Consider the following 26,418-nt stretch of genomic DNA (forward strand, 5'->3'; position numbering starts at 1 on the left):
ATAAGGATGACGATGGATGGGCAGGAGTCCCTCTTCCCACACCCGCGCGGCGAGCAGCAGATGCTCGCCGTACCCGAGCGAGACGGTGGTAGCGCCGCTCGGCTTGCGGCGTCGCCGCTGGATCAACCGCAGGATTTCGCGCCGACCGGCTCCTTCCAGGTCCGAGACGAGCTAGAGGCGTTAGTCCGACAGGATTTGCTCGGTCCATGGGAAAGCAACGAGTGGGAGGAGTTCCGGCCGGGCGCGATGGGCCCGCGTGAGCGCTACCTCGTCGGCATGATTGGTCCGAAGCAGCGCCCGGCCGCCGCCAAGCAGCCCGACGACGTGCAGGACCTCGACACGACGGTCCAGGGCGACGCGACCGACGCCGACCTGCCGGAGATCATCACTCCGCAGAACCTGGGCCGAATGTGGGCATCGTCGATGGGCATGTCGTTCGCCGTTCCCGTGGACGTCGACGTGCTGTCGGTCAAGGCCTTGTGGGGACGCTATGACAAGCGCGAATCCGGAGACGACGACGGCAAGAAGCGTTCCGTCTGGGTACGCGAGCCCGTCGCGTACGCCAGGGAGGTCCGGCTCGACGGCGAACCCTCCGACCGGATCCCACTGACCGCCGACCATCCGGATCAGCCAGGCGTGCTGCTGGGTATCGAAGTCAGACCCCGCGACGGTCGCCGCGTAGTACAGCTGACGCTTATCAACACGCAGATCGAGCCACAGGCAAACGCTGACACGGCTTGGCTGTTCCAGTCGTCGCTGAGGGTGACCGCCCTGGACGGGGACACGCCGGTGTTCCTGCCGATCGACGACCCGCAGGACGAGGTCCAGGGCGTCTCCGACGACCAAGAGGAGACTCACCTGCGGCTGCTCTACCGGGCGCAGCGCCGCTACGCCTCCGGCCACAACGTGGCCGTGCACCCGACGGTGCTCAGGGACGAGCGCTGTGCGACTGCGCTGGAGACGACATGGCTCCCGGCGTACGACGTGGCCGCGACTGTGGCCGATGCGAAGCGGCTGGCCGGCGTCGACCTCTCCATGGATGCGCTCGCGGCCGCCAGTGTCGGTCAGCTGCGGGAGAAGCTGATGCCGCTGGCCGAGCGCTACGTAACCTGGCTCGATGAGCAGGCGGCGCAGATCCCCGAGCTGCCTGTCCATCTGCGCGCGTCAGCGGAGTCGGCGGTATTCACGGCGCGGGCCGCGGCCGAACGCATCCACGCCGGCATCGAGCTGCTGACCGATGCCGCCGTGCCGGGGCACGCGCAGGCGCTGGCGGCGTTCCGGTTCGCCAACGAGGCTATGGCTCTGCAGCGGCGGCACACCGAGGTCGCACGCCTGCGCGAGGAACCGGGCCTGTCCTACCCCGAGGCACGACAGCAGGTGGCGGCGAAGGGGCCGTCGGCGGCCTCGTGGCGGCCGTTCCAGCTCGCGTTCGTGCTGCTCAACCTGCCGTCGCTGACCGATCCGACGCACGCCGAGCGGGCCGCCGACCACACGGCGACCGTCGACCTGCTGTTCTTCCCGACCGGTGGCGGCAAGACCGAGGCTTATCTCGGCCTGACTGCGTTCACATTCGCGATCCGGCGGCTGCAGGGCACCATCGGGTCGGGCGAGCGGGCCCGTAGCGGCGCTGCCGGTGTCGCGGTGCTGATGCGGTACACGCTGCGCCTGCTTACCGCTCAGCAGTTCCAGCGGGCCTCGGCGCTGGTGTGTGCGGCTGAGGTGCTGCGCCGCCGCGACGAAAGCACCTGGGGCGCTGAGCCGTTCCGGATCGGGCTGTGGGTCGGCGGCAGTGTGTCGCCGAACTGGTACGACGAGGCGGCCGAGCAGATCGCCGAGGCGAGGGAAGCGGGCGACGGCAAGTACACCAACGTGCTGCAGACGCTCAACTGCCCGTGGTGTGGCACGAAGCTGCGCGCCCAGCACAACCTGCAGCCGAAGGACGATTTGCGCCGGATCCTGCTGTGGTGCTCGAACGCCGAGGGCGCCGACGCGTGCCCATTCTCGCGCACCCAGTGCGACGAGGGCCTGCCGATTCTCACCGTGGACGAAGAGATCTACCGATACGCGCCGAGCCTGGTCATCGCGACCGTGGACAAGCTGGCACAGCTGCCTTGGCGGGGGTACGCGGGTATCCTGTTCGGCCGGGCGCGTCGGCGCTGCCCGCGTCACGGGTATCGTCACGACGACCTGGACTCGCGGGTGAAGTGTGCGGACCGGCACAACGCGAAGGGTTCGCTTCCTGCAGCGCTCACCGAGCCGGTGATGCGGCTGCGACCGCCGGATCTGATCATCCAGGACGAGATGCACCTCATCTCGGGCGCGCTGGGCACCACGGTGGGCCTGTTCGAGGCTGCGGTCGACGAGCTGTGCACCTGGCAGACGCCGGGCGGAGCGGAAACCGGCCCGAAGATCGTCGCCTCGACTGCGACCACGAAGCGGGCCCGCGAGCAGGTGCTGGGGGTCTTCGGCCGCGAGCTGGCCGTGTTCCCCCCACCGGTGATCGACATCGCGGACACCTTCTTCAGCCGCCAGGTCCCGGTCACCCTGGAAAATCCGGGCCGCCGCTATCTCGGCATCTGCGCGCATGGCGTGCGCCTGAAGTCTGCCGAGATCCGGCTGGCCGAGATCCTGCTGCTGGCTGGGCAAACCCTCTTCGACAGGTACGGCGCACCGGCCGACCCGTACATGACGACGGTCGGTTACTTCAGCGCGACACGCGAGCTGGCCGGCATGCGCCGCTACCTCGACGACCAGGTCACCGCGCGCGTGCGGTCACACGGCCGTCGCAAGGGCCTGTCCGACCGGCTCGTCACCGCCACCCGCATGCTGGCGATCCAGGAGCTGACCTCGCGTATCTCCTCGGGCGACATCAGCGAAGTGCTCAAGCGCCTGGAGATCGGATTCGATCCGGAGTTGGACACCTCGGCACGCAGGTCGGCGATCAACGATGAGATCCGCAGGGCGCTGACCGAGAAGACCCCGTTCCACCCGCTGGCCGACCGGTACTCGACCCGGCTGAAGGAGGACCGGGAGGCGGTCGACATGGTGCTCGCGACATCGATGCTTCAGGTCGGCGTGGACGTGTCCCGCTTCGGCCTGATGGTCGTAACGGGCCAGCCGAAGAACACCGCCGAGTACATCCAGGCGTCGTCACGGGTCGGCCGCGACGCGCGCCGGCCCGGGCTGGTGGTGACCCTCTACAACTGGACCCGGCCCCGCGACCTGGCCCACTACGAGGACTTCGAGTACTACCACGCCACCTTCTACCGGCAGGTGGAGGCGCTGTCGGTCACCCCGTACACCCGGCGGTCGCTGGACCGGACAACCATGGCGACGTTCGTGGCCGCGGTGCGCAACATCGAGGAGGCCCACTCGCGCAACACCGACGCACATGACGTGCCCCTCGACGGCGCCGGCGTGAAGCGGGTCATACGGCGGCTCCTCGCCAGGGCAGAGGCCATCTCCGGCGACCGCGGCCGCGGCTACCTCGAGGAGCGGCTGAACGCCGTCGTCGACCGGTGGAAGCTGTCCCGAACCGGGTCTACCCGCCTCGGCTACAAGCAGGGTAGCTCCAAGCAGCAGCAGCTCGTCGGCCTGCTGGAACAGGCCGGTGGCGGCAAGTGGACCGACCAGACGGTCGGCCAGTCCATGCGGGAGACCGAGAATGAGATCAACCTACTGCTGCCGGGCGGCGGGGAGATATTCAACCCGCAGTACGGCTCGCCAGGGTGGTCGTTCACCGGCCAGGCCGATGACATCACCGACGACGACCTGCCCGCGGGCGACGAGTTGGGCGACACGACGCTGACCGGGGGAGCCCGCTGATGACCGTCAACTACCGCAGGCGTGTTGGTGCAGTGCGTCCGAGCCACATCATGTTCACCACCGGCGTGGGGTCGCTGGTGGACCTGCCAAACTTCTCGGTGCTGGTCCGGGGCCTCGACGACTGGAACTACACGGCCGTGCCCGAGTGGGAGCCGATCGCCGAACCCCGCCTGCTCGCCGCGGTGCGTGCCCTGCTGCGTGGCAACATCGAGCAGCTACGCCCGGCCCCGTGGCTGGACGGAATCGACAGCGACCCAACCGGCCCGGCATCACGCGTTGGGGTCCCGGTGGTGCCGTTCCCGGCATGGCTGCGCTGCACGGTCTGCAACGAGCTCGCGCCGACCGACAGCAAGGTGTTCGGCTTCGAAAATGACAAGCCCCGCAAGCCGCATGACGCCCGCTTCTACCACGACAACTGCGCCCGAAAGAGGAAGGGCCGCAAGCCGCTGGCCGTCGCAGCACGCTTCGTGCTGACCTGCGGCGCCGGACATTTGGACGAGTTTCCCTACGTTCACTTCGTCCACCGCGGGGGCGGCTGCACGAACGCGAGCCACCCCCGGATGCGCATGGAGGACCGGGGAGGCAACCTCGGCGCCAACGTCGAGATCCAGTGCCTGGGCTGCAACGAGCGCCGCAACATGCGCGAGGTGTTCGGCCGGCGTGGGCCGGAGAGGCTGCCACGTTGCCGGGGTCGTCACCCGCATCTGGGCTGGTACAACCCCGCAGGATGCACCCGGGACCCGAAGGTGCTCGTCGTCGGTGCGTCCAACCAGTGGTTCGCACAGACCATGGCCGCGCTGGCCGTGCCACGGACCAACGCCGCCGAGCTGGACACGAAGGTTGAGCAGCTGTGGGGTGTGCTCACCACCCTGCCGGGCGCAGCGATGCTGCCCTACGCCCGCGCGAACGTGCCCTCCCTGAAGGCGCTGGAGAAGTGGACCGACGAAGAGATCTGGGCCGCGGTCGAGAAGCGGCGCGCCACGCCGGCACCGGACCCGCAGAAGGACGGCTACCCCGACTTGCGTACGCCCGAGTGGCAGATCTTCTCGGCGAAGCAGCTGCCAGCGGCCACCGACGACTTCACACTGCGCCGCGACCCTGCAGGCGTGCCCGAGCTACTCAAGGGCATCTACGCCGACGTGGTCCAGGCCGAACGGCTGCGTGAGGTCAGGGCGCTCATCGGCTTCACCCGTGTCGACGCGCCCGACCCGGACGACCCGGATCTCGTCACACGGGCGCCGCTGGCGCTCGGCAACGTCACGTGGGTGCCGGCCAGCGAGGTGCGCGGAGAGGGCATCTTCCTGCGGCTGTCGGAAGACCTCCTCACCGCCTGGGAGGAGCGTGCCGGACCCTCCGCGGCGATGGCGGAGCACCAGGGCGCCTACGTGCGGTTCCGCGGGGCGCGGCACACCGACCGACTCGGGAAGGGTTTCGAGCCGATGCGGCTGTGGCCGGGCGAGCGCTACATCGCCCTGCACACGCTGTCGCACATGCTCATCCGGACCATCGCGCTTGAGTGTGGCTACAGCTCGGCCAGCCTGTCCGAGCGGATCTACGCCAGCACCGCCGATGCCCGCGCTGGAATCCTCATCTATACCGCCGTGCCCGACGCCGAGGGCACCCTCGGTGGCCTTGTCTCGCTGGCCGAGCCGGACCAGCTCGTGCGACTCACGCGGCGCGCGCTCCGCGATGCGATGCGCTGCTCGTCAGACCCGCTCTGCACGGAGCGCTTGCCGATGTACCCGGCAGAGTACCTGCACGGCGCCGCGTGCCATGTGTGCCTGTTCGTCTCGGAGACGACCTGCGAGCGCGGCAACAGGTTCCTCGATCGCCGGTTCGTGGTGCCGATCGACGGGACCGACGTGGCGCTGTTCCCCGAGCTGCCATGACCTGGACGACGAGATGACCTGGTCGGAGGAGTTCGAGTCGGCGGCGGCCGAGGCCGCCGCCGTGCTCAGCGCCAGTCACCTGCGAACGCTGGCCGACCGGCTCGGCGCGGGCTGGCCAACCGCGGCCACCGTCAACGCGGTGCCGGTGCCCGGCTTCGCTCAGCTCGCGATGGCGACGATCCAGGCCGCGCGCGCCACCGGGATCTCCGACCCGGAAGCCGCCGCCTACCTGCGCGGCCTCGCGGCGGGTAGGTCTGCGGGGCAGAACCTGGTCCGTATCGAGTCCGTGTGGAGCGGTCCAGGCACGCACCAGGTGCCCGTACGGGCGACCGCGCAGGTGCTGGTGGACGTGATCGCGGAGGCACGCTATGAGCTCCTGATGATGACCTACTCCGCACGCGCACACTCGCCGGTCTTGTCGGCCCTGACCGAAGCGGTGTCACGTGGCGTGGTGGTGAGCATCGTCGTGGAAACCTTGGCGGGCGCAGGCGGTGCGCTCCACGGGCCCGAACCCGCCGATGCGTTTGCCTCCGTCGCCGCGGTGAAGTTGTGGCACTGGCCGCCGAAACAGCGGACCGAAAGCGGCGCGAGGACCCACGCGAAGATCGCGGTCGCAGACCGCCGGACGCTGCTGGTGTCCAGCGCCAACCTCACCCAGTCCGGCGTAGGACGCAACATCGAGGCAGGCCTGCTCGTCCGTGGCGGCACCGCACCGCAGCGGGCGGCCGAACACATCACGCAGCTGCAGACCGCCGGCGTGCTGGTCCGGTTGCGTCGGGGAGAATGACGATCATGACGCCAGCCGAGACCGCCACGCCTGATTCCGCCACCGTCGCCGCGTACGACATCGCGCGGCTCGCGGGTGTCGGCAAGGCCGCGGTAAGCAACTGGCGGCGGCGTTACCCCGACTTTCCCAAGCCGGTGGGCGGCACGGCGACGAGCCCGCTCTACCTGCTGTCGGACGTCGAGGCATGGCTCACCGAACACGGCCGGACGTTCGAGGTCCAGCCCGCGGACCGGGTATGGCAGCAGATCCGCGGCACGATCGACGACCTGCAGCTCGGCGACCTCCTAGGCTGCGTCGGCGCTGTCCTGACGTTGCGTGAACGATCATCGCGCACCTGGCAGTCGCTGGCGAAGCTACCGGATCGAGACCTATCACGGCGGCTGACCCCGGCGATACGCGAGCACCTCCCCGAGCTGCCAGGATCACTCCCCCAGACTTGGGACGACGCATGGCTGACTGTCGTGCGAGCCACCACCGAGGCCGCCCACCATCAGGACGCTCGGCAGGTGTTCGAGTTCCTTTACAGCCGTTACGCCGAGGTCCACAGCCGCCGGCTGTCCACGACCGCCGGCCCGCTGGCCGAACTCATGGTCGCCTTCGCCGGAATGGGGCACGGCGCCGTGGCCGACCCAGCCTGCGGTACCGGCGGCCTGCTACTCGCCGCCCGCGCGGCCGGTGCGACGCGCCTTCTCGGCCAGGAAGTCGACGGAGTTCTCGCCCAGATCGCTGCCGCCCGGCTGATGCTCGCCGACACCCCCGCACGCGTCGCCGTTGGGGACACCCTGACCGCGGACGCATTCACCGGCGAAATCGTCGACGCGATCGTGTGCGACCCTCCGTTCGCCGAGCGCGCCTGGGGCTACGAGGAGCTGGTCAACGATCCGCGTTGGGAGTACGGCCTGCCCCCACGCGGCGAATCGGAACTCGCGTGGGTACAGCACTGCCTGGCCCGAGTGAAGCCGGGTGGCTACGCGGTCGTGCTAATGCCCGCTGCAGCTGCGAATCGCCGCGCAGGCAGGCGTATCCGCAGCAACCTTCTCCGGTCTGGGGCACTGCGCGCTGTGATCGCGGCCGGCGGCAGCACCACGGTCGCCGCGCCGCAAGACCTCTGGGTGCTGCAGCGTCCGTCTCCGCAGCAGCCGCCGCGATCGCACCTGCTGCTGGTCGACATGGCGGACGACGCAGCCGCCGCGCGGGCCGCTTGGGAGACTTTCTGCGCAGACCCGGCAGCCATGATGCCGGCCGGCGCGCTCGCCGTACCGGTGATCGATCTCCTCGACGAGGATGTCGACGTCGGCCCCCGTCGTCGTGTCGTCCGCGCCGGGCCGTCCGCGCACGATATGCACTTCGCCGAGGTTCGTGCCGCGCTGGCGGACACGCTTCAGCGGTTGCCCGCCTCACTCCCAGCGCTTACCTCAGCGGTCGAAGCACTGCCTTCGGCAACTGCAACGCTCGCCGAGCTGGCGAAGACCGGCATGGTCAGCATCCACCAGGCGCCGTTGAAGACCAGCGAGGACGGACCAGACACGTTACTCAACGCCCGAGACGTCCGCCGCGGCACGGAACCATCCGGCCGCGGCATCGCCATGCCGGGCTCGGTCATCATCCGACCAGACGACGTGGTCATCTCGCTATCGAGCCGCGAACCTGCCGCGCGCGTCGTCGCCGCCGGCGGGGCCCTCCTTGGCCCACAACTGCTGTTGGTTCGGGTGGACAAACAACGCCTCGACCCCTACTTTCTGGCGGGCTTCCTCCTGGCCGCGCTGCGCGAACCGGCAGCGCGCGGCGCGGGATCATCCTCCAGATCCGACGCCTACCGCCTAGCCGTACCCCGGCTCACGCTTGCTGAGCAACGCCCGTATGGTGCCGCGTTCAAGCAGCTCATGGCATTCGAGGACACACTGCACGAGGCGACGTCACGCGCACACGAGCTACTACGACTAGGATTTGCTGGCCTAACCGCAGGCAGCCTCGAGCCGCCGAACGCAGGCTGAACGGAAGCGGCGTCGTCATCAGCGGAGGGAACGTGGCCGAGCGCATCGTCATCAACGGACGCTACGAGCTCGACGAGCATCCCCTCGCCCGCGGCGGCATGGGAGAGGTCTGGACCGGTAGAGACGTACGCCTCGACCGCGAGATCGCCGTCAAGTTCATCCGCTTCCCCGAAGGGCAACCAGACGCCGATCTGACCAAGCGTTTCGTACGCGAGTCGCGCCTGGCCGCACGGTTGCAGCATCCGGGTGTACCCGCGGTCCACGACGCGGGCACCCATGACGGCCGGCCCTACCTGGTGATGCAGCGCATCCGCGGGATCAGCGTCGCCGACCTCATCGCCGAGCAGGCGACGTTGCCGATCGGCTGGGCGGCCGCGATCACCGCGCAGGTGTGCAGCGTACTCGCCGCAGCTCACAGCGCCTCGCTGATACACCGCGACCTCAAGCCGAGCAACTTGATGATCGATGGCAATGGCGCGGTCAAGGTCCTCGACTTCGGGCTCGCAGTCGCCATGGACGCCGCCGACACCTCCCGCATCACGCACACTGGCCAGACGCTCGGCACACCTTCGTACATGGCCCCTGAGCAGATCCTTGGCAAGGCGAGTACTGCTCAGACCGACCTCTACTCGCTCGGCTGCACGCTCTACGACATGCTCACTGGCCGCCCGCCCTTCAACGGGCCCAACCACTACACGATCATGAACAAGCAGGTCGGTGAGCGCCACCGCCCAGTGCGCGAGCTACGCGCCGACGCGCCAGAAGGTCTGGAACGGCTGCTCGATGCCCTACTGGACAAGCAGCCCGAGCGTCGACCGGTCGGCGCGCAGGAGGTCTACGCCACGCTGCTCCCGTACGTCGAGGGTCTGCCGCCCCTGCCCGTACTGCACCCGGCATCGCAGGCAAGTCCTCTGCGCATGTACGGAACCGTGATCGAACGCATGTTCGCGCTGCCGTCTGCACCCGCCGGCGTCGCCGCTGCGGAGAGCCGTCCCGCCATGCAGCGAACCGACGTCGACGCCATCCGTCTGAGGGCAGAGGAGCTGATGCGTAACTCCCGTTACGGCAGCGCCGCCGAGTTGATCAGCGGCGTCATGGAGCCAGCGACACGGGCGCTGGGCGCCGCAGACGACGACGTCATCAGCCTCCGCGGGCTCTACGCCAACGTGCTGCTCGACGCGGGGGACTTTCGGCCGGCCGCGCGCCAGTTCCGCCAACTCGCCCGGGACCTGGCAGAACGATACGGCTCGGACGCCGAACAGGTGCTGGATTGCCGCCTGCAGATCGCCCGATGCCACGCTATGCTCGGCGAGAGCAGCAGGGCGTTGGTTCAGCTGAACGATCTACTCGCCGACCGCCAGCGGATCGATGGCCCCGACGATCCGCGCACATTTGAACTGCGCCGACAGATCGGTCTTCTACAGCTTGGCGTCGGCGACAACGAGGCGGCCGGCCGCACACTCCAACTCCTGCTAGAGGACCTGGTGAACGCCTTCGGTCCCGACCACGGCGAGGTCGTGGAGGTTCGGAACCTGCTGAAAAATGCGGCTGTTCGGTGACCGTGGCTCAACCAGTCGGCAGCAGGCTCAAACTCAAGCGCCGGCCTCCCGGGATGTCCCCTTCAACGTCACCTGGCATCGATGAAGGCGACCCAGGCTGACGTCGCCTCAATCCGGTGCAACACACGCAGCCCAGCGCTTCTAGGCTTGCCGAAGTGATCGAGGTCGGGCACCACGACTCCCGCATAACGGCATTGCTCGAGATCGCGGATCAACTGTTCGAGACGCGGCCGCCAGGCGGCAACGGCACTCGTCCCTTCGTCACGAACCACGTCAGCGAGCCACAAGCCGTGGTTGTCTGCGTAGTTGCGGACTTGTTCCACCAAGCTTTCGAGGTCAGCGCCGCCACGGGCCGTCGAACGGACGTATCCCACGACCGGGCTTCCACGAAATGCCGGTCCCGGCGATGATGATTCCGTTGACTCCCCCGGATGCTGTAAGGCAGCGTCGGTCATGACCATGCACCTGACCGCGCGTCGAGACCAGTGATATCAGCCTCATTCCAGCCCGCGTCCGTGAGCAGCTCTCGTCCCCACTGATTCAACCTGCAAGGGTGCGGTTCTGCGCAGTTCAGACATCGGTCACCCTCAGGCCAGGCAATCGGGCAATGGGTTCTGATGATCCATTTCGCGAGCGTGATGTCACGCTCGGAATCTTTCTTTCCGCTGGTCGTCAACTCGCGTCTCCCGTCGGCTCGAACGAGGCGCCCGGCCGGACGGAGTCAGCTGTCGCGTCCGGCCGGGGCCTTCCGGCCACCGAGGTTCCACGATCGATTCGGCCTCGATTCCTCGGGGTGCGAGCCAGGGAGATGAGGCGAATTCGTCGGCGTCCCGGTGCTTGACCAGCGTCCCGCCAACAACCATCGTCTACAACGGACTGCTGTCGCAGGTCCGTCGCAGGTCGGTCGTTGATGTGTCCCAGACCTGCCCTACGGCTAGGATCATCAGGGGGATGGGTATGGCGACTGTGCGCCGCTGGACTGGCCGCGAGGCACGAATCCTTCGCGAGGCGTATCGCCTGAGCGTTCGCAACTTCGCGAAGTTTCTCGGCGTCGGCGCGCGGACCGTGTCGGCATGGGACGCAGATCCACAGATCTGCCCTCGTCCGGAATTGCAGGCGGTGCTGGATACGGCGCTGGCCAGGGCAGACGACGGTACAAGGGCACGCTTCGAACTGGGACTGGCCCCGACAGGCTCTCCGCGGAACCTCGAATGGACCGCCGACCCCGACCGCCTCCAACGGTCCGCTACTCCCCTGTGGGATTCGCAATTGACAGACTCGGCCCTTGCCCCGGAGGAAGGAATGGCGAGCAATGTCGCTGCCCTCCGCTGGCTCTTGGCGTCGGAGCGGTCCGTTCCCCCACGTCACGGCCCGCTACACGTGGGACTTGCCGATGTCGAACGCATCCGGGAGGCACGCCGGACGCTCAAGGCCGTCGACCACATGCATGGTGGCGGTGCGGCCTTCCCCTCTGCGCGTAGGTTGCTCCGCCGGGACCTCGCGCCCCTCTTGACCGGCAGCTTCACCGGACAGACCGGCAAGGCCCTGTTCGAGTTGGTTGCGGAGGTGACGCTCGACGTTGGCTGGATGGCCTACGACGCCGGCGATCACCGTCTCGGCCGCGCGTACTTCAGCCAATCGCTGGGCTTTGCCCAGGCGGCGGGCAACCGTGTACTCGGCGGCCGGGCGCTCAGCGCCATGAGTCACCAGATGCTGCATCTCGGCGAGGCTGAAATCGCAGCGGACCTGGCCCGAGCCGCGCGTATCGGATCGACGCAAGCCGGTCAGCCGCGCGCGGTGGCCATGTTCGCGGCGATGGAGGCCATGGCCGAGGGTGCCATGAAGCGCGAGGCGTCGGCCACTGACGCCCTCGCCATGGCCGAGAAGGCGCTTGAAGCAGCGGAAGGCGTCGATGACGGCCCGGACCAGATCGACTTCAACGAGGGCGGCCTATGGGGTCACGCGGCCCACGTCTACCGAGACATGGGCAAAGGACCAGTATGCGTGCGATACGCAGAGCTTGCCATCACCGGTTGCCATGCCGACCACATCAGGACCAGGGCGCAGAGACGAGCGATCCTGGCGGCGGCGTTCACCCAGATCGGGGACCTCGATCAAGCCGCCGACGTCGGCTCCACAATCGTCAAGGAAACATGGAACCTTCAGTCCCGGCACGTTTACCTCGAGGTCAAGACGCTCGCGACGGCACTCGATGACGCACGCTCGGTCGCGACGTCGGCGTTCCGCGACAGCGCACGCGAGTACCTGGCCACCGCTGATCCCCAATAACCGCTCAAGTCGGCGCTGCCGGGCCGCCGAAGCGGAGCGGGGTCGATCCGGAACTCGATGCCTCTGCAAAGATGGACGAGAGCGTGCGCACCGAGGCGGGCTGTCACATGCGCAGTTCTGGCGCGCCGTTACCCCGATTGCACGACTTGGAACAGCTCGACGAGGCTGCCGAGGGGCAGGCCCGCGGCTGCGGCGTTCTCCTCCAGCCGCTGACGGATGCTAGCTTCCAGCTCCTCGGGATGTTGAATCTGACTCGCGTGTGCGGCGACGGCTGACACCTTCTGGTCCAGGCAGTGCCCGACCTCCACATGGTGGTTCGGGCTCGGCGAGTTGAACAGCCAGATCTCCGGCACTGTCCAGGGCTCGAGGCCCTCCTCCAGCAGCATTGGTATCGCGAACCGGTTACCGGCGTCCGGGTACACCGCACGCAGCGCCGCCGTGCCGGTGGCAAGGTGGTCGGGATGGCAGCTGCGGAACCGCGACCAGTTCCATTCGGGGCTCCACGTGATGAGCCGCTGCGGGCGCGTACGCCTAATTGCGCGGACGAGCTCGGCATGAAGCCAAGTATTGGGATGCGTAAGGCTGCCCTCGGCCATCCCCAAGAACTGGATGTCCTTTACACCGAGGATCGCTGCCGCGCCGCGCTGCTCGGCTCGGCGCACCCTAGGGATCTCGCCCCGCGGCACATCTGGGTCATAGCCGCCAGCATCACCATCCGTCAACACCACGTAGGTGACCTGGGTGCCCCGGGCTGTGCAGTCGGCAAGCACGCCGCCGACCCAGAACTCCGCGTCATCAGGATGTGCGATGACCACCAGCACCCGTTCCACGTACGCATCCACGGTGCCGGACGCCCTCACTCCCCCACTCCTTCGGTATCCCTACTGAGCTGCCTGGCCAAACGGGTCAGGTAGGCCTGCGACGCAGACTGCATCTCGTGCGGCGAACACTACCTCCCCCAACAGAGCAATCGCCCGATGGCCAGCGGGATCTCGTTAAGGCAAAGCAGTGACTCACGAGAGTCCAGACGTTCGCACTTTGCCTCCTGGCCGTACGAACATCGCGAACACCTTGGGCATGTCAATCCACAGTCCACATCGAAGAGGCCGGCAGCGGTGCTCCGCCAGCAAAGTGCCGCGTGAAGGCCCGCACTTGACGGCCCTCAGCAACGGCCGAGGCCGGCAGGAAAGTTGCCATGGCGGTGCACGTCGTACGAATCGATCACGAAAAGTATGCTCAGTATCGCCAAATGCCGAAGCCGAGGGGTAAGACCTCGGCACCCTGGGCTCGTCTTCCGACGACAAGATCACCTTTTACAATGCGTTCCACAGAGACGGCGCGCGAAGTATCAAAATTCGCAACAAGCATCAACCTGGCATGTGGACGGCTTATCAGAAGCAATCCGGGCGCTGGCACCTCAACGAAGTCGCCGGTTAGCGCGTCAACACCATTGAAGTAGCCTCGAACTCGATTGAGGGACTCGAGAAGTTTGTACATCGATGACATAGCCCCGGACTCTACGTACTCGCTCCTAGCCGTGTCGAGTATGGGTTGTCGATTTAGCGAACGTGGATCCGACTGACCAAACGCCCGATATTCTGGAAGATCTCCCATGACAAACGGCAAATAAAGGCAGCACCACCCGGGGATGAACGCGCTCACAGCCACGCAGAGCTCAATGCGCGCACGCATTCCCGCAATATCAGTGCCGAGCGAGCAGAGGTACGGAAGCGAACTGTTGACTTCGTAGGCGTCGTTGTCGATTACGCGCACATCCACACCGTGGCCTGCCACAGCTTCTAGCAGAGACTTCTTGGCACGGTCCGAAAGAAGCTTGGACCTCAGCAGAATTCCATCGTGCGTACGCGGTGCCCTAACTACAACGCTCGGAAGGTGCCACGTATTTTCCAGATGCTCCGCAAACGACGATGTCTCTGCAGTCAACAATGCTAATACGAGGTACGCCGAATAAGCATAGTCAACAATGGGCGCAGAATAGTCGCTCCTCGGAAAGTACTTGACTCCATGCTCGTCGCAATCCAGTTGCGCAGTCACCGCGAGCCCACGAGCAAGAGCGATGTCGGCGATCATGCGGCTCAGCCTGTAGGCGTCTGGATTATGGCGGTGAGGCTGGTCGATAAACTTTGCATAGTACGCCGGGGCGTCGAGGCGTAATCCCCAGATGTTGTGTCCGACTAACAACTCTAGATGCCTGTGTATATGCTCGAGGACACGGGGATTATCTAGGCGGATATCGATTGCAGACTCAGAAAACGTCTGCCAAACTTGCCAACGCTTCTCTTCAATATGGAACGACCTGAGAACCGGGCCACCGCGTGGAGACCTTGGACAGCTGAGTTCGGAGTCGACCTGGAATCCGTACACTGCGTCATTATTGTGATGCGGATCGCTGAAGAAAGAAGCCGCAAAGGGATGGCCTAAGCCAACATGGTTGTAAATCCCATCAACGATCACCTTCCTCTGGAGAGCGATACTACGGATATCGTCCCAAGTGCCATATGTCGGAAGGACACTAAACCAGTCATTAGGCGCGAAGCCCCAGTCCCCCTCGCTCGGATAAAATGGAAGAAGATGAAGGCCGACGGATGGCGGGACGATCGACGGCAATTGCGTGCACAGATCCCCGAGCGGTGTAGAGCCTTGGTGGCTCGAAGAGAAGCTTTGTGGGTACGCGGCTAGGAAGATCACTGTCTCACCCGATCAGCAAGCGAGTAACGCGGCGCCGAGCATGCCTCCGTCGTTTCCATGCACAGCAGGCCTGACAATCGTTTGAGCGGAGATCCGCCGGATCGAGTTTGCTCTTGCACGCTCGATAGCAGCACGGACATAAGGTCCGCCGTCGTTAGCTTTGTGAATGCTTTCGGATGCGAGAATCACACCACCCCCGAGGGTGATGATCCCCGGATTAAGGATGTTCATGACGTCACCTATCGCCACACCTAGCCATGATCCGGCCGCAATAAAGGAGGCCTCAGCATGGTCGTCTCCCTGCGTCACGGCGGCAGTGACGTCGTCTAGTGTGAGTGCCTCGTGTGTTCGTAGGGACCGGCTGTAATACCGTGCTACTGCAGGTGCCGCTGCTACCATCTCTACGCACCCTATGCGTGTGCAACTACAGACAAGGTCCGACTGTAGATCGACCTTAATATGCCCGAATGTTCCGGCGGCAGAATGGTCACCTATCAGCAATTGGCCACCGTGAACAATTCCGCCGCCAACGCCGGTTCCGACAACAAAGTGCGCAAAGACCTGGGCGCTCTTGCCCTGGGCGATATACTCCGCCCAGGCCGAAGCGCGACCATCGTTGCACGTCGCCACACGTTTGATCTGGCGGAACTCGGCCTTAAGAATGTTGCCCCAAGAAACGTTACTATACCCTGCAAAATGTCCGGCATTAATGACCGTGCCATCATGCGATACGGAACCAGTTGTGCTGATAGCGACCACGTCTAGCGACTTATTCAGAGCCAGGGTTTGGTACACGGTTTTGAGAATCTGTTCCTTGAGATCCTCGAACGCGTTCGAACGCAGTTGGACGGTGTCGTAGGAATCGATAATGCGGGCACCGTGATTCTGGACGACCTCGACGAGCGCGTGCTTTACGGAGGAGCCGCCGATGTCGATGGCATAGACCTTCATTGCCCTACCTTGTCTGTATAGTGCGAGTGGCGCAGCCTGCTGAATTTAGGACCTCAAGGGTCATGTAAATTGATCATACCGTAGTTCCGCTTGACACCGTGCGCAACTCCTCAAGCCTATTCGCTTGACAACTTGTTCAGCTTGTTCGCTGAAATTGAGACCCAGATACCCAGTCCAACGAAGCCGAGTATCCGCACACTAATGATTATGGCTTGTTCCCAGGCACTCGTCGCCGGCGATTCTGTTCCGCTAAGCCCAAGAAACGAAAGAATTGAGAGCCCAAATGCCTTTCCTAGAAGGTTTGGATGAAAGTAGGTTCCGAATATTTGTCCACGAGTTGCAAGCAGAGCGAGGGTGTGAATGAGAATGACTAGCAGCGAGCACCATGCGAGGCGGCCGACGCTCTGACCGTAGGCCGAAGTAGCTCCCCACAGGCGGAACATTATGCGAGCCATACGTCCCGTGGCGAGATCCAGCTTTCGGGTCAGATACTGTGCATCTGCAGTGGCGCGTCGGATGATCGGCGGCACTCCTTTAATGTCCTGCACCGGTTGCCCAAGTAGCGACGGACTCGGACTGTAGCGTCCCGTCACGCTCACTTTGCCAGTTTGATTTGGCCAGACGCAGCCTATTAATGCGGTGTCTAGGAGTGTCGCGGTCGAGGGGCCGATCTGCGATAGGTCGATCTCTTGAACTATGCTGCCGCTGAGGTTGAGGGTAGTGACTTCTGTTCCAGTGATGTGCAGTCGACGTATCCTGGACTCAGTCATTGCACAAGACCGAAGAAAGCCAAGTGACAGGTTCCACTCAGCTATGTCGCATGCCCTAAAGACGCATTCGCAGATGGACGGCTCGCTGAGTTCTAAGTTCGTGACTTCACAGCCCTCGAAGGTGCAGGCGTCCAGCCTGGTGTGTGATGCGGCTGCATCCCGGATCGTCGTCTTGTGCAATTTCGTATTTGTAAAGGTTGTCCTATCCATCGACAAACCCTCGAAACGGCACGCTGTTAACTGGCACCGCGTGAAGGTCGCATCGTCAATCGCTGCCACGGAGAGGACTACTTGATCTAAGGTGGTCTCGCGCACTACTGCGTTTCTAAGGCTGAGGTCGGTTGCATGCAGCTCTGTTAGGCGGCAGGCAACGAGGCTGGCGTTGTCGAGCGAGACCGCCGAGAGCTGGCACGTCTGAAAGGTTGAGCCGTCTAGATTCGCGTTCGTCATCTGGGCGCCTGTCAGATCACACCGCCTAAAAGTGCGCCGGCGCAGATCGGCACCGCGTAGGTCGGCAAACGTGAGGTCGATTGCGCGCTCAGGGGCTTCGTTGATGTAGGTCTGCCAAGCATTCTCCCCAGCCAGGAGACGCTCTACCGCTTCCACGGACGCCATGTCGCAACCTATGCAAGAGATGGAAATGACACCATGCGGAAATTGTTGCGAGCTAGCCATCCTTCGGTCGCGAGTTCGTGAAGGCTCGTTCGATCACCCTCTCTACCGAGATTTAGAGAAGAGTGGCTCTGAAGATACTCATCCCAGTAAGCGGGGTGCGTTACAAGTTCCACGACATCAGCGTCTTCCATCTTGGCCGCTGTTGCCACGAGAGTGGCTTTTAGCTCATCGGTCCCATGGAATCCACCAGTCCATTCACGTAGAAGAACGGTGCTTCCAACCACGCCATTCGCTTTCATCCTGCTGACGTAGTCCTCGCCCATCCCTCCTCGTACAGACAGTCCATATTCTCGTGCCAAGGATAGGTATACGTCGAAGCAGCCGGGGAGTCGATGCACACCCTGGTGACTATCGAGGTGAGTAGGGCGCCCTCCAAGGAGGTCCGCCGCAGCCTCGATCTGTCGTCTCCACTCTGATTCGACCTCGACCGGATTGACGTTCGTCAGGCTTTGTCTGGGTAGGAAGTTGCCTGATGCCGGATTAGAAAAGCTGGATACCTCCGACAACGGCGAAAGCGGCGCACCACCTGACAGTTGCAAATGTACCCCGGCGATTCCGAGGAGCTCAGGTACCCGCCATTTGCGGCACCGGTCAAGCGCATCCGGGGCTGCAGTCATAAGTGTCGTGTTCGAGATCGCTCCGGCGTCGAGCAATTCTCTGATCGCGCGACAAATTCCGTCACTTAATCCGAAGTCATCTCCGTTGATTACTATTCTCTTCATCCCAATGACCTCTTATCCTTATGTGTTTTGTTGTCCCACGGGGTGGAGCACGTCCTTCAGCATTTCAACAGCCCCTAATACCTGCGCGTCGCGACCCAGAGTGGCAATGCTGATGGTCGTTCGATTCCACGCTAGGCGCCACGAGAATCTACGGGCATATGAAATAATCTTGTCGGCAAATCCCGGCAGTTGCTCGATCATCGCTCCGCCGAGGACAATTGAAGGCGGGTTTACGATCGTAATTACTGCGTTCACGGCGAGGCCGAGGTACTGTGCTGCATTCTCAAGTACCGTGAGGACTATTGGATCCTCTGACTTCATTCCCATGTCAACTTGGCGAACGGTCAGGGCACTCCAGTCCTTTTCCGCGGCGGCCGCCACCGTGGCCCGAAAGGCGTTATTGGATGGGGATTTTGCACCTTGTTTACCCTGCTCGGCCAAATACTCGCCAACGATGTGCTGACTGATCCACGGTCGGGCCGCAAAGACCTCGAGCGGTCCTCGAGACGCGAACGTCTTGTTATATGCGCCGTCGGGTTCAACGACTAGCCGGCCCAAGTGGCCGGCTGACCCCGCTCCCTTAAGAACCTTGCCATCGATGAAGATCGTAGAACCAACCCCTTCATCAACGAGAATGTACGCAAAACTCTCATGCGCTGCCGGCAGACTCGCACCCCTCAGCGCACCGTGGCGGGCCTCGCCCAGGGCAAGACATTCAGTATCATGGAACACGTGGCATTGTGGCGCACCTAGGCGCTTGAATTCGGCAGCTAAGTCGATTGCTTCGCGGATTCCGAGCCTCGTTGAGCGAAGTACTGTTGTATGACTCTCAAGGGTCCCGGGTAGCGTCACTACGACGTTGTCGAAGATCTTTCCGATCTCGCCGGAAAGCGTCCGAACTCTCCGAACCATCTCCTCGGCGAGTCTGAGGCCTGTCGGATCAGTTAGGAAAGGCGTACAGTCCCAGCTGCTCGGTGGTATGGGGATACGCTGCAGGCCGGCAGGTGTAAGCTCGACAACCTCTTGCTTAACATACGTAGCTTCAGCTGCTGCGACCAGGATTAGCCGCCCTTGTTCGGCTTTGCGGGTCATCAGATTGCACCCCGCAGAAGGGGGCAGGGGTCGATTGTGGGTGAGCCGTCATGTGTCGTGCTGAGAAGTCGTCGGAAGCGCCGATTCTTGCCTGGCAATGCAGCGATCAAACGGTCACCACCTCTGGTTGCGGCATGTCGCCGGGATGCACGCAATTACAGCACGTTGCACTGATCCGGTCACTCAAGGTTTTCGACGTGTCCTTGATCTGACTTGTATCTGCGAGCACGCCATGTCGGCTCGACGAAGACGGCGAGGCCGCGAGGCTTTTCCTAGACTGCTGTCTTTGAGCCCGCCCGGTCGAGCCCACCGACGACCACATCGCCGTGCTCGAAAGCTCCCTTGAACAGGTCGCCGACGCACCTTGGCACGGCAACTCAGTAGCCGATGGTAGATCCAAAAAGGAGCGTTATGCCAACGCCGGCTGCGAATAGGCCAACCGACCAGGTGACGAAACGCCACTCTCGCTCAGGACTTCGTCCGAGCAGTGTCCTGACCGCGCAGACCAACGCCGCAGCGAACAGCACGTTGGGAATGATGACCGCCATCCAGTACGGCAGGCTTGTATCCGATCGCGGTCCGCCGAAGAGGCCGACCCTGTCCGCAAGTGCGAACATCGACGTCACGGATACGGCATACAGCACGCACATGAACCACGAGATAGCGCGGCGAGCCTCGCGACCCGGGCTTCTGTCAACCGGCACGGCTACCGCCCATCATGCGGCGGAGCGTCGCGCTCGGCTTCGATCCGCTCGCGCAGCTTCCGGGCCGCTTGTCGAGCGTCACCAGCGTAACGGGAGAACTCCTCAGGACCGATCTCCTCACGCCAGCGCAGGAATCCGGACATGCCGCGGCGGACAGTGTCTCTCGCGGCGGCGGAATCGAGCGCCTCTCGCACGTCCGCGCGGCCGGCGAGCACGTCGCGGGCCAGCTCACGCCAGGCGGTGCCGGCTGCGCCGGTGGCGAGAGTCTCCAGGTGTTTGCGGGTGATCCGGGACAGTGCCGGGTCGTCGCCAGCCGGCCCAAGGGCCTCGTCGGCCGCCATGGTTGCACCTCTCAGGTCAGCGCCGGGTGATGGTAGCTCAGGTCGGGTAGGGCCAGGGCTGGTATCTCACCGAGATCCTTGGTGAGGGCGGCGATGAACGAGCCGCCTCCCACGAGGAGCGTGACGGCTGCCTGGGCTTTGGTGGCCGCCCGGTTGATCAGCTGAATGACCTCGATGACCTGCCAGGCCGCCACACCGTACCCGGCCACCCCGCCGATCACGGTCTCCGACAGCGCGGTGCCCGCAGCGGCGGCGATACCCGCGATGATCAGCCGGTCGAGGATGAGTTCAAGCAGGCCCTGCACCTGCGTGGCCAGCACGTTGATGCCGAAACTGAGGCGCACATACTCCTTGCTAGCAGCCAGCAGGGCCGTCTGCTGCGAGCGGATGCTGCTCACGCAGTCGGCGAAGTAGGTCTGGGCCGACTCGGCGGCGCCGCCCTGCCACGACGTGCCGGCTTCCTTGCTGCTGTGCTGGAGGTTTTCGATGAGCTGCCCGCTGAACAGGCTGAGGCTGTTGAACGCCGCGCCGCACTGGTGGAGCTTCTCCCAGTCGCCGAGGAACACCTGGACGATGTCGCCCAGAGGGTCGAAGTCGAACAGGTCCTCCAGCAGGTCGCTGATGCGCGCGGACAGACTGGCGATGGACGCGAACAATGCCGGGTCGAGGTCGCCGTGCTCGACGTCGTCTGGCGGGGTGGGTGGTTCCGTCAGGAACCGCGTCGGGTCGTCGATCATCGCGGGTCGCTCCGCTCTGTATGGCGTGGCAGCTTGTCGTCGAACGTGCGGGCGGTGTCGCGGTCCGTCGACTCGTAGTAGCGGGCTGCGGCTTCGATGCCGCGTGCGGATTCGGCGAGAAGCGTCTCGAGCCGGTTCGTCCAAGCCAGCAGCTGTGCTCGGTACTGGTCGTGCTCGTCTTGAATTTTCTGCATCAGGCCCTGGTCGTACCAGGAGAGATCGGTGTGGCGGTCGACGTACTCCACTGCCCGATGAGCGTGGGCGCTGTAGTCCGCCAGCTGACGTGACAGCTTGCGCAGGCCTTCGGGCTCGGCGAAGAACGCGGGACCGGCCGAGGTGGGCGAGTCGTTCATTTGTGCCTCCGGCTACGCGCGAACACCACGATGGCGGCCACGACGGCGAGAACCGCCAGCACGCCGCACAGAACCAGGGCGAGCAGTGTGCCGGCGCCTATCTCGGCTCCGGGCGCGGCGATCGCCGTCGGCACGGCGGCCGCGGAGTCTGACGGCTGCGCCTGGGACGAAGGCTTCGCGGCTTTGGCATCCGCGAGCGCACGGACCGGGTTCACCACGCCGTACCCGAACTCGCTATCCCTGCCGGGGGTGCCTTTGTCGGTCGCCGTCTCGGTCAGCAGCCGTACGACCTCGGATGCGGGCAGGTTGGGGTACTTGGAGCGGATAAGCGCGGCAGTGCCCGCAACGAGCGCTGTTGCGTTCGAGGTTCCTGTAGCCACCACGCGCTGGCCATCACGGTAAGCGGTGCTGATCATGTCTGACGGTGCCGACAGCGCCAGCTCAGGACCGGTGACCGAGGTCGCGGAGTGTTCGCCCTTCTTGCCGACCCCGGCCACCGCGATCACTCCGGGGTAGGCGGCGGGGTAGGCGACCCGCGACGAGCGGGGCGTGTTCCCGGCGCCCGCGACCACCACGATGTCTTTCGCGACGGCAGCCTGGACGGCCTGTTGCAGGACCAGGTCGTCGGAGTCGTGGGCCGAAGAGATCGAGATGACCGGGATGTCGTGGTCGGCCGCCCAGGAGACAGCCTGCCCGATCGATGTGGCTGAGCTGCTGGTTCCGTTGGACGCGCGGATGGACACGATCGTCGCGTCGGGTGCGACACCGCGGATCTGGCCATTTCCGGCGATGAGGCTGGCCATCGACGTCCCGTGGCCGTCGGTGTCGGTCAGCCCGTCGCCGGGGCCTTCGCGGCTGAAGTCGGCGCCCGCGACGACCGAGCCTTTGAGGTCCGGGTGCCGGGCGTCGACGCCGGTGTCGATCAGCGCGATTCTGACCCCGTCGCCGCGGCTGACCTTGTGCGCCACGTCCAGGTCGAGGAAGTCCACGTACCACTGGCCGTCGCTGATCCGGTCGGCCGCGCTTGCCGGGGTTGCGGCGAGAGGCGCGGCGGCAGCCAGCAAGGCCGCCACCGCGGCGAGACCACGGCGGCGAAGGAGAGCGTTCACGAGGGCTGGTCCGTTCGTCGAGGCAGGGTCACGCTCAGGTCGTCGGTCCAAGGCGTCGCGACGTCGGCGAACCAGTCGACGAACGCCTGCTCGACCGCTGCGGTCTCTGGCGCTTGTTCTTGTGTAAGCGCAGGCGCCTGGACATCCCCGATGACTGGCGGAACGCCCTGGGCGACCTGCCACACGACGTCACCGGCTCGGCCCCCGCGCGAGCCTCGCTCGGGTCCCCCCGTCGGCGGCACCGCCATTCCGGCCATCGGCATCATCCCCGCCGCACCCCCGGCACCGGCACCCCGCTGAGCCGCGGCAGCCGCTGCCGCCGAGTTGGCGATGCTGGCCGGAACCGGCATCGGCGCGATCCAGCCGCCCCGGCCAACGCCTGGCCCCGGGAGCACGTAGGCACCGCCGGTGGGCGCGTATGCATTACCGGGCGGGACCGGAAGCACGGAGATCGGCGAACCGGGCACGGCCGGCACTGGCTGCGGCATTCCCTCGAGAACCGGACCGCCTGGCAGCACCGGGTCGTATCCCGGCACCGGCGGTGGAGGCACGGCAGGCCTACCGGCAGCGACCATGCCCGGCTTGCCTCCTCCGATGGTCTTGACGGCGGGCGGCGGTGGCGGCGGTGGCGGTGGCGGTTCGACGATGTCCGATATCGAGTCCCGGAACTCGTACTCCGCAGGTATCACCACCCGCGTTCGGTACTGCTTCACGGCCTGCTCGGATTCGAGCATGACCTGCCGCGCCTGCGTATTCAGATCTGCCGCCGCGCTGTCCCACCGCTCCGGCAGCCAGTCGGTGGTGACGCTGTCCCACTCGGACTTCATGTTCCCGAGCTTTTCCTTTGCCGTGGCGAGCACGGACAGGATGCCGTCGAGGCTGCGTGCGGTTGCGGAGTGCGCGTACGCGTCCTCGCGCAGCGAGAAGACGAGGTCGTCGACGACCCTGAAGAACGCCTTGGCGGCGGGCGACCGCTCCGGGTCCCAGCCTGATGCCAGGCCCTCCCGGAGCCTGGCCAGTGAGTCGTGGTGTGCGGCGAGCAGCTGGCCGAGATTCTCCCAACCACGTGCCTGTGCCCAGGCCTGCTCACTTGCCTCGCCACGCACCGAGTCCCACATCCGTGGGACGTCGTAGGCCGGCCAGTTGGTCTGGGCGGCCTCGAAGACGGGCTGCGGCGAGAAGGTCGTCTGGACGGGGCCGATGAACTCGCCTTTGACGATGCTGGAGACCGTGGGAGGGACGGGAGTTACCTGGTCGGTCATTCGGCGAGCTGCCCGCGCGGGATCGGGTACACCTGTTCGGAAGCTTTGACGGCGTCCGAAAGCGTCTTTTCCACCGCCGCTATCTGCTCGGCTGTCGCCAGATCGGCATTGGTGTAGTTGGTGAGGATGTGGTTGACGGCCTTGATGAGGATGTCGGCGGCCTCGATCTGCTTCGCGGCGTTGTGCTGTGCTCGGGCCAGCGCCACCGTGACAGCCTTCCTCGCTGCCTGGGCTTCTCCGCCGATCGACTGGGAGCCGAAGGGGACTCCGGTCAGCGCCTCGCGAGTGGCACGCGCGACACCCGGCCGTAGGCCGAGCTCCGCATCGGACTTAAGACTATCGGCGAAGACCCTGAGCATGCCGAGGTCGACCGAGACCTCGGCTGGTTGCTGACTCCGTTCCAAAGCTGCCCTCCCCGCCGGCCTGGAATGACAGGGAGCGTACCGAACATCACTCGGTGTGTCGATCTTGCTTAATTAGGTCGACTAACTCACTACCCTTTGGTCCATAAGTGCATGGCGCGCTCCACACCGGATGCTTCGGCCGTGGGTGGGCAGGGCGCTGAAGCCCTGCCCACCCGACCAGCTACCGGCTACGCCTCGCCGTCCGCAGCAGGTCGCACTAGGGTGCCGAGCACGCGGACCGTGGTGGACTGCCGGATCGGCAGATCTGCCGAACCCTTCAGGAACGGGTTGATGTAGACCGGTCGGCGCAGCGCGCGGCCCCGCCCGTATGCCTGGTTGCGCCAGTGCCCCGAAGTCCACCACCTGTGGGTGCGCCCGCTACCCGTCCTCTCCGTGGCGGCGGAACCCGCCTCGGTCCGCGCAGTGCCCCGGATCCGGACCAGGCGAACATCCGGTGCCGGGCGCCCAGCGCGCTGGTATGCCTTCCGGATCGGCGGGTCTACCTCTGCGGGCTCGGTTGCCGCCACTGACTCCTGGCCGATGAGCAGCCACGTAGCGAGAAGTGCCGCGGCTGGATGGCCTGCGCCGACCGCGTCGGTGTAGCCGATTTCAGCTGCGTGCGTCGGTAGCAGCCAGCCCACAGCGTCTCGCAGGTGCTGCGCGGCTTCCTCAGAGTGCCCGTCTGTGCTAATCCCGCGGTACCGCACGATCAGCCAGCCGCCAGCCCTACTGCTCCAGCTGGCCGCGTTGATGTCACCGACGGGCGTCGCCCAGACGAGCAGACCGTGCTGGGATGGCGCGAGCTCCGGCACGGCTGCCGCGTCGGGCAGCACTGCTGCCGCGTGCTCTGCCATTTGGCTGAACTGCGCATCCACGTAGTACAGCGGCCCCTGGTCCAGGGTGTCGGCGACGTCTCCCCCGGCGTCGACGAGTGCTGGGGCGCCGAGGACATCCGGGCCGCGTAGCAGTCTTGCCAACCGGTCGCGAACCTTGGGCATCGCCCTCGCGGGAGGTGCCATAGCGGGCCATTCGCTCGTAGTAATGAGGATGCGGCCGGGCAGCAGGCTGTTGAGCACAGCACGCTGCAGGTGTCCGGTGACAGCCAGCCCGATGTCGCCGTGAGGCAAACCGCTGATGGCGGCCGCGCGGTCGAGGAGCTTCGCGGGCTTGGCTGCGGCCAGCCAGTGGGAGCAGGCCGCGCAGGCCGACCAGTCCGTGCCGTAGTGCTCAAGGCGTTGGACGTCACCGCTGACCGCCACCGCGCTGATGGGGCTGGTGCGGTAGATGAACAGCAGCAGCGCTGTGCCCGAGCCGCAGAAGTCGCAGACTCGCCGCAGCTTGTCCAGCCGGTCTGCGGGCACCACGACAGGCCCGTGGTCGACCGGGCCGAGGACGAGCGGGTGCTCGTAGACGGCGATACCGTGCTCGTCGGCGTACCGGTTGAGCACATGGGCACAGATCTGGCAGCCGTACTCGCGCCTGTTCATCGGGCGGCTCCCCCGTGCTCGCGACGGTCGCGGCGCCGCGGGCCGCGCCGGGCCGAGGCTTGGGGCATGGCCATGCCCGCCTCGTAGACGGCATACGGCCGGTCGGACTGCTTGGCCCGGTAGAGAGCAATGTCGGCGCGGCGGAGCAGGGTGTCGAGGGTTTCGGACGGCGCGCCCGTGCACGCCCCGGCGCTGGCAGAGGGGACGAGTTTCACCACCACGTCTTCGACGGCGATGCTGACGGGGAGGCCGGTGATGGCGATGATGGCGTCGACGGCGCGCTGAATGTCGCTCCGGATGGGCAGCAGAACGGCGAACTCGTCACCGGATTGGCGGGCGGCTACCCCGCCGTACAGGTGCGCGGCCTCACCGAGGCTGTCGGCGATCTCGATCAGGAGGTCGTCGCCGGCCTGGTGGCCGTACGTGTCGTTGACGGACTTGAAGTCGTCGAGGTCGAGCAGCACCAGGATGAGCTGCTGCTGCTCCCGCTGCCACATGGCGTGTGCGGCGGTAAGACCGGCCCGGCTGAGCAGCCCGGTGAGCGGGTCATGGTTGATCTGCCGGACCGCGTCGGCGAGCTGCCTGCGCAACCGGCGGATGGGAGGCACGCCGGCGAGCCTGCCGAGTGCGAGCGCCGCCACGAAAGTGGCGATCATGGAGATGAGCTCGGACACTGGAGTCCTCTCTTCACGAGAGAACCCGGGACGCCACGTTTCCTAGGCGATGCGTCCCGGGTCCTGAATGTCGACAGCCCGCCGA

The 26,418-nt window shown here is 65.4% G+C and carries 21 protein-coding genes; 6 read left to right on the forward strand and 15 right to left on the reverse strand.

The window, feature by feature from the left end; translation table 11 throughout:
• Positions 1–6: 6 nt before the first annotated feature.
• From drmA to FLL47_RS00140, 5 genes are read left to right on the forward strand one after another with little or no spacing between them, the layout of a single operon-like run.
• Positions 7–3,825, forward strand: a complete 3,819-nt coding sequence (gene drmA / locus FLL47_RS00120; protein ID WP_144118320.1) for a DISARM system helicase DrmA — start codon at positions 7–9, stop codon at positions 3,823–3,825.
• Positions 3,825–5,714, forward strand: a complete 1,890-nt coding sequence (gene drmB, locus FLL47_RS00125; RefSeq protein WP_144118321.1) for a DUF1998 domain-containing protein — start codon at positions 3,825–3,827, stop codon at positions 5,712–5,714. Before drmA ends, drmB begins: the two co-directional genes overlap by 1 nt.
• A gap of 13 nt (positions 5,715–5,727) precedes the next feature.
• Positions 5,728–6,501: a DISARM system phospholipase D-like protein DrmC gene (gene drmC / locus FLL47_RS00130; RefSeq protein ID WP_144118322.1), complete on the forward strand. Its 774-nt coding sequence runs from the start codon at positions 5,728–5,730 to the stop codon at positions 6,499–6,501.
• Between the two features lie 5 nt (positions 6,502–6,506).
• Entirely contained in the window at positions 6,507–8,495 is a 1,989-nt protein-coding gene (locus FLL47_RS00135) for an N-6 DNA methylase (protein ID WP_144118323.1), read from the forward strand.
• Between the two features lie 32 nt (positions 8,496–8,527).
• Positions 8,528–10,054, forward strand: a complete 1,527-nt coding sequence (locus tag FLL47_RS00140) for a serine/threonine-protein kinase (RefSeq protein ID WP_144118324.1) — start codon at positions 8,528–8,530, stop codon at positions 10,052–10,054.
• A gap of 68 nt (positions 10,055–10,122) precedes the next feature.
• Here FLL47_RS00140 and FLL47_RS00145 read toward each other — a convergent pair whose 3' ends face one another.
• Positions 10,123–10,509 (reverse strand): recombinase family protein, encoded by a 387-nt coding sequence (locus FLL47_RS00145; RefSeq protein WP_186315488.1) that lies wholly within the window; start codon positions 10,507–10,509, stop codon positions 10,123–10,125.
• 496 nt (positions 10,510–11,005) lie between these two features.
• Here FLL47_RS00145 and FLL47_RS00150 point away from each other — a divergent pair, with 496 nt between their 5' ends.
• A complete protein-coding gene (locus FLL47_RS00150; RefSeq protein WP_144118326.1) occupies positions 11,006–12,343 on the forward strand; it encodes a helix-turn-helix domain-containing protein in 1,338 nt (445 codons plus the stop codon).
• 128 nt (positions 12,344–12,471) lie between these two features.
• Here the strand turns inward: FLL47_RS00150 and FLL47_RS00155 are convergent, their stop codons facing one another.
• From FLL47_RS00155 to FLL47_RS00215, 14 genes are all read right to left on the reverse strand, one after another.
• Positions 12,472–13,173 (reverse strand): PIG-L deacetylase family protein, encoded by a 702-nt coding sequence (locus FLL47_RS00155; RefSeq protein WP_222105923.1) that lies wholly within the window; start codon positions 13,171–13,173, stop codon positions 12,472–12,474.
• Between the two features lie 406 nt (positions 13,174–13,579).
• A complete protein-coding gene (locus FLL47_RS00160; protein ID WP_144118328.1) occupies positions 13,580–15,052 on the reverse strand; it encodes an alpha-amylase family glycosyl hydrolase in 1,473 nt (490 codons plus the stop codon).
• Positions 15,053–15,064: 12 nt separating this feature from the next.
• Positions 15,065–16,003: an ROK family protein gene (locus FLL47_RS00165; protein WP_144118329.1), complete on the reverse strand. Its 939-nt coding sequence runs from the start codon at positions 16,001–16,003 to the stop codon at positions 15,065–15,067.
• Between the two features lie 116 nt (positions 16,004–16,119).
• Positions 16,120–17,388, reverse strand: coding sequence for a pentapeptide repeat-containing protein (locus FLL47_RS00170; RefSeq protein WP_186315489.1), 1,269 nt, complete (start codon positions 17,386–17,388; stop codon positions 16,120–16,122).
• Between the two features lie 8 nt (positions 17,389–17,396).
• Complete coding sequence (locus tag FLL47_RS45075) at positions 17,397–18,170, reverse strand: carbohydrate deacetylase (protein WP_144118331.1); 774 nt, start codon at positions 18,168–18,170, stop codon at positions 17,397–17,399.
• 18 nt (positions 18,171–18,188) lie between these two features.
• Positions 18,189–19,262 carry an ROK family protein gene (locus FLL47_RS00180; protein WP_144118332.1) on the reverse strand — a complete coding sequence of 358 codons (1,074 nt, stop codon included), beginning with the start codon at positions 19,260–19,262 and terminating at the stop codon, positions 18,189–18,191.
• 706 nt (positions 19,263–19,968) lie between these two features.
• Positions 19,969–20,307, reverse strand: coding sequence for a hypothetical protein (locus FLL47_RS00185; protein WP_144118333.1), 339 nt, complete (start codon positions 20,305–20,307; stop codon positions 19,969–19,971).
• Between the two features lie 11 nt (positions 20,308–20,318).
• Positions 20,319–21,044: a hypothetical protein gene (locus FLL47_RS00190; protein ID WP_144118334.1), complete on the reverse strand. Its 726-nt coding sequence runs from the start codon at positions 21,042–21,044 to the stop codon at positions 20,319–20,321.
• A complete protein-coding gene (locus tag FLL47_RS00195) occupies positions 21,041–21,397 on the reverse strand; it encodes a type VII secretion target (RefSeq protein ID WP_144118335.1) in 357 nt (118 codons plus the stop codon). Before FLL47_RS00195 ends, FLL47_RS00190 begins: the two co-directional genes overlap by 4 nt.
• On the reverse strand, positions 21,394–22,506 hold the full coding sequence (locus FLL47_RS00200; protein ID WP_186315490.1) for a S8 family serine peptidase: 1,113 nt from the start codon (positions 22,504–22,506) through the stop codon (positions 21,394–21,396). Before FLL47_RS00200 ends, FLL47_RS00195 begins: the two co-directional genes overlap by 4 nt.
• The gene (locus FLL47_RS42615; RefSeq protein ID WP_186315491.1) at positions 22,503–23,768 is read right to left on the reverse strand and encodes a hypothetical protein; all 1,266 of its coding nucleotides are present in this window, start codon (positions 23,766–23,768) and stop codon (positions 22,503–22,505) included. The genes FLL47_RS00200 and FLL47_RS42615 overlap by 4 nt, the downstream gene beginning before the upstream one ends.
• Complete coding sequence (locus FLL47_RS00205) at positions 23,765–24,172, reverse strand: hypothetical protein (protein WP_144118337.1); 408 nt, start codon at positions 24,170–24,172, stop codon at positions 23,765–23,767. The genes FLL47_RS42615 and FLL47_RS00205 overlap by 4 nt, the downstream gene beginning before the upstream one ends.
• Before the next feature lie 188 nt (positions 24,173–24,360).
• On the reverse strand, positions 24,361–25,659 hold the full coding sequence (locus FLL47_RS00210) for a hypothetical protein (protein ID WP_144118338.1): 1,299 nt from the start codon (positions 25,657–25,659) through the stop codon (positions 24,361–24,363).
• Entirely contained in the window at positions 25,656–26,333 is a 678-nt protein-coding gene (locus FLL47_RS00215; RefSeq protein WP_144118339.1) for a GGDEF domain-containing protein, read from the reverse strand. The genes FLL47_RS00210 and FLL47_RS00215 overlap by 4 nt, the downstream gene beginning before the upstream one ends.
• Positions 26,334–26,418: the final 85 nt, after the last annotated feature.

The sequence above is a fragment of the Catellatospora sichuanensis genome (genome assembly GCF_007483665.1).
In the GTDB taxonomy this organism is placed as follows: domain Bacteria; phylum Actinomycetota; class Actinomycetes; order Mycobacteriales; family Micromonosporaceae; genus Catellatospora; species Catellatospora sichuanensis.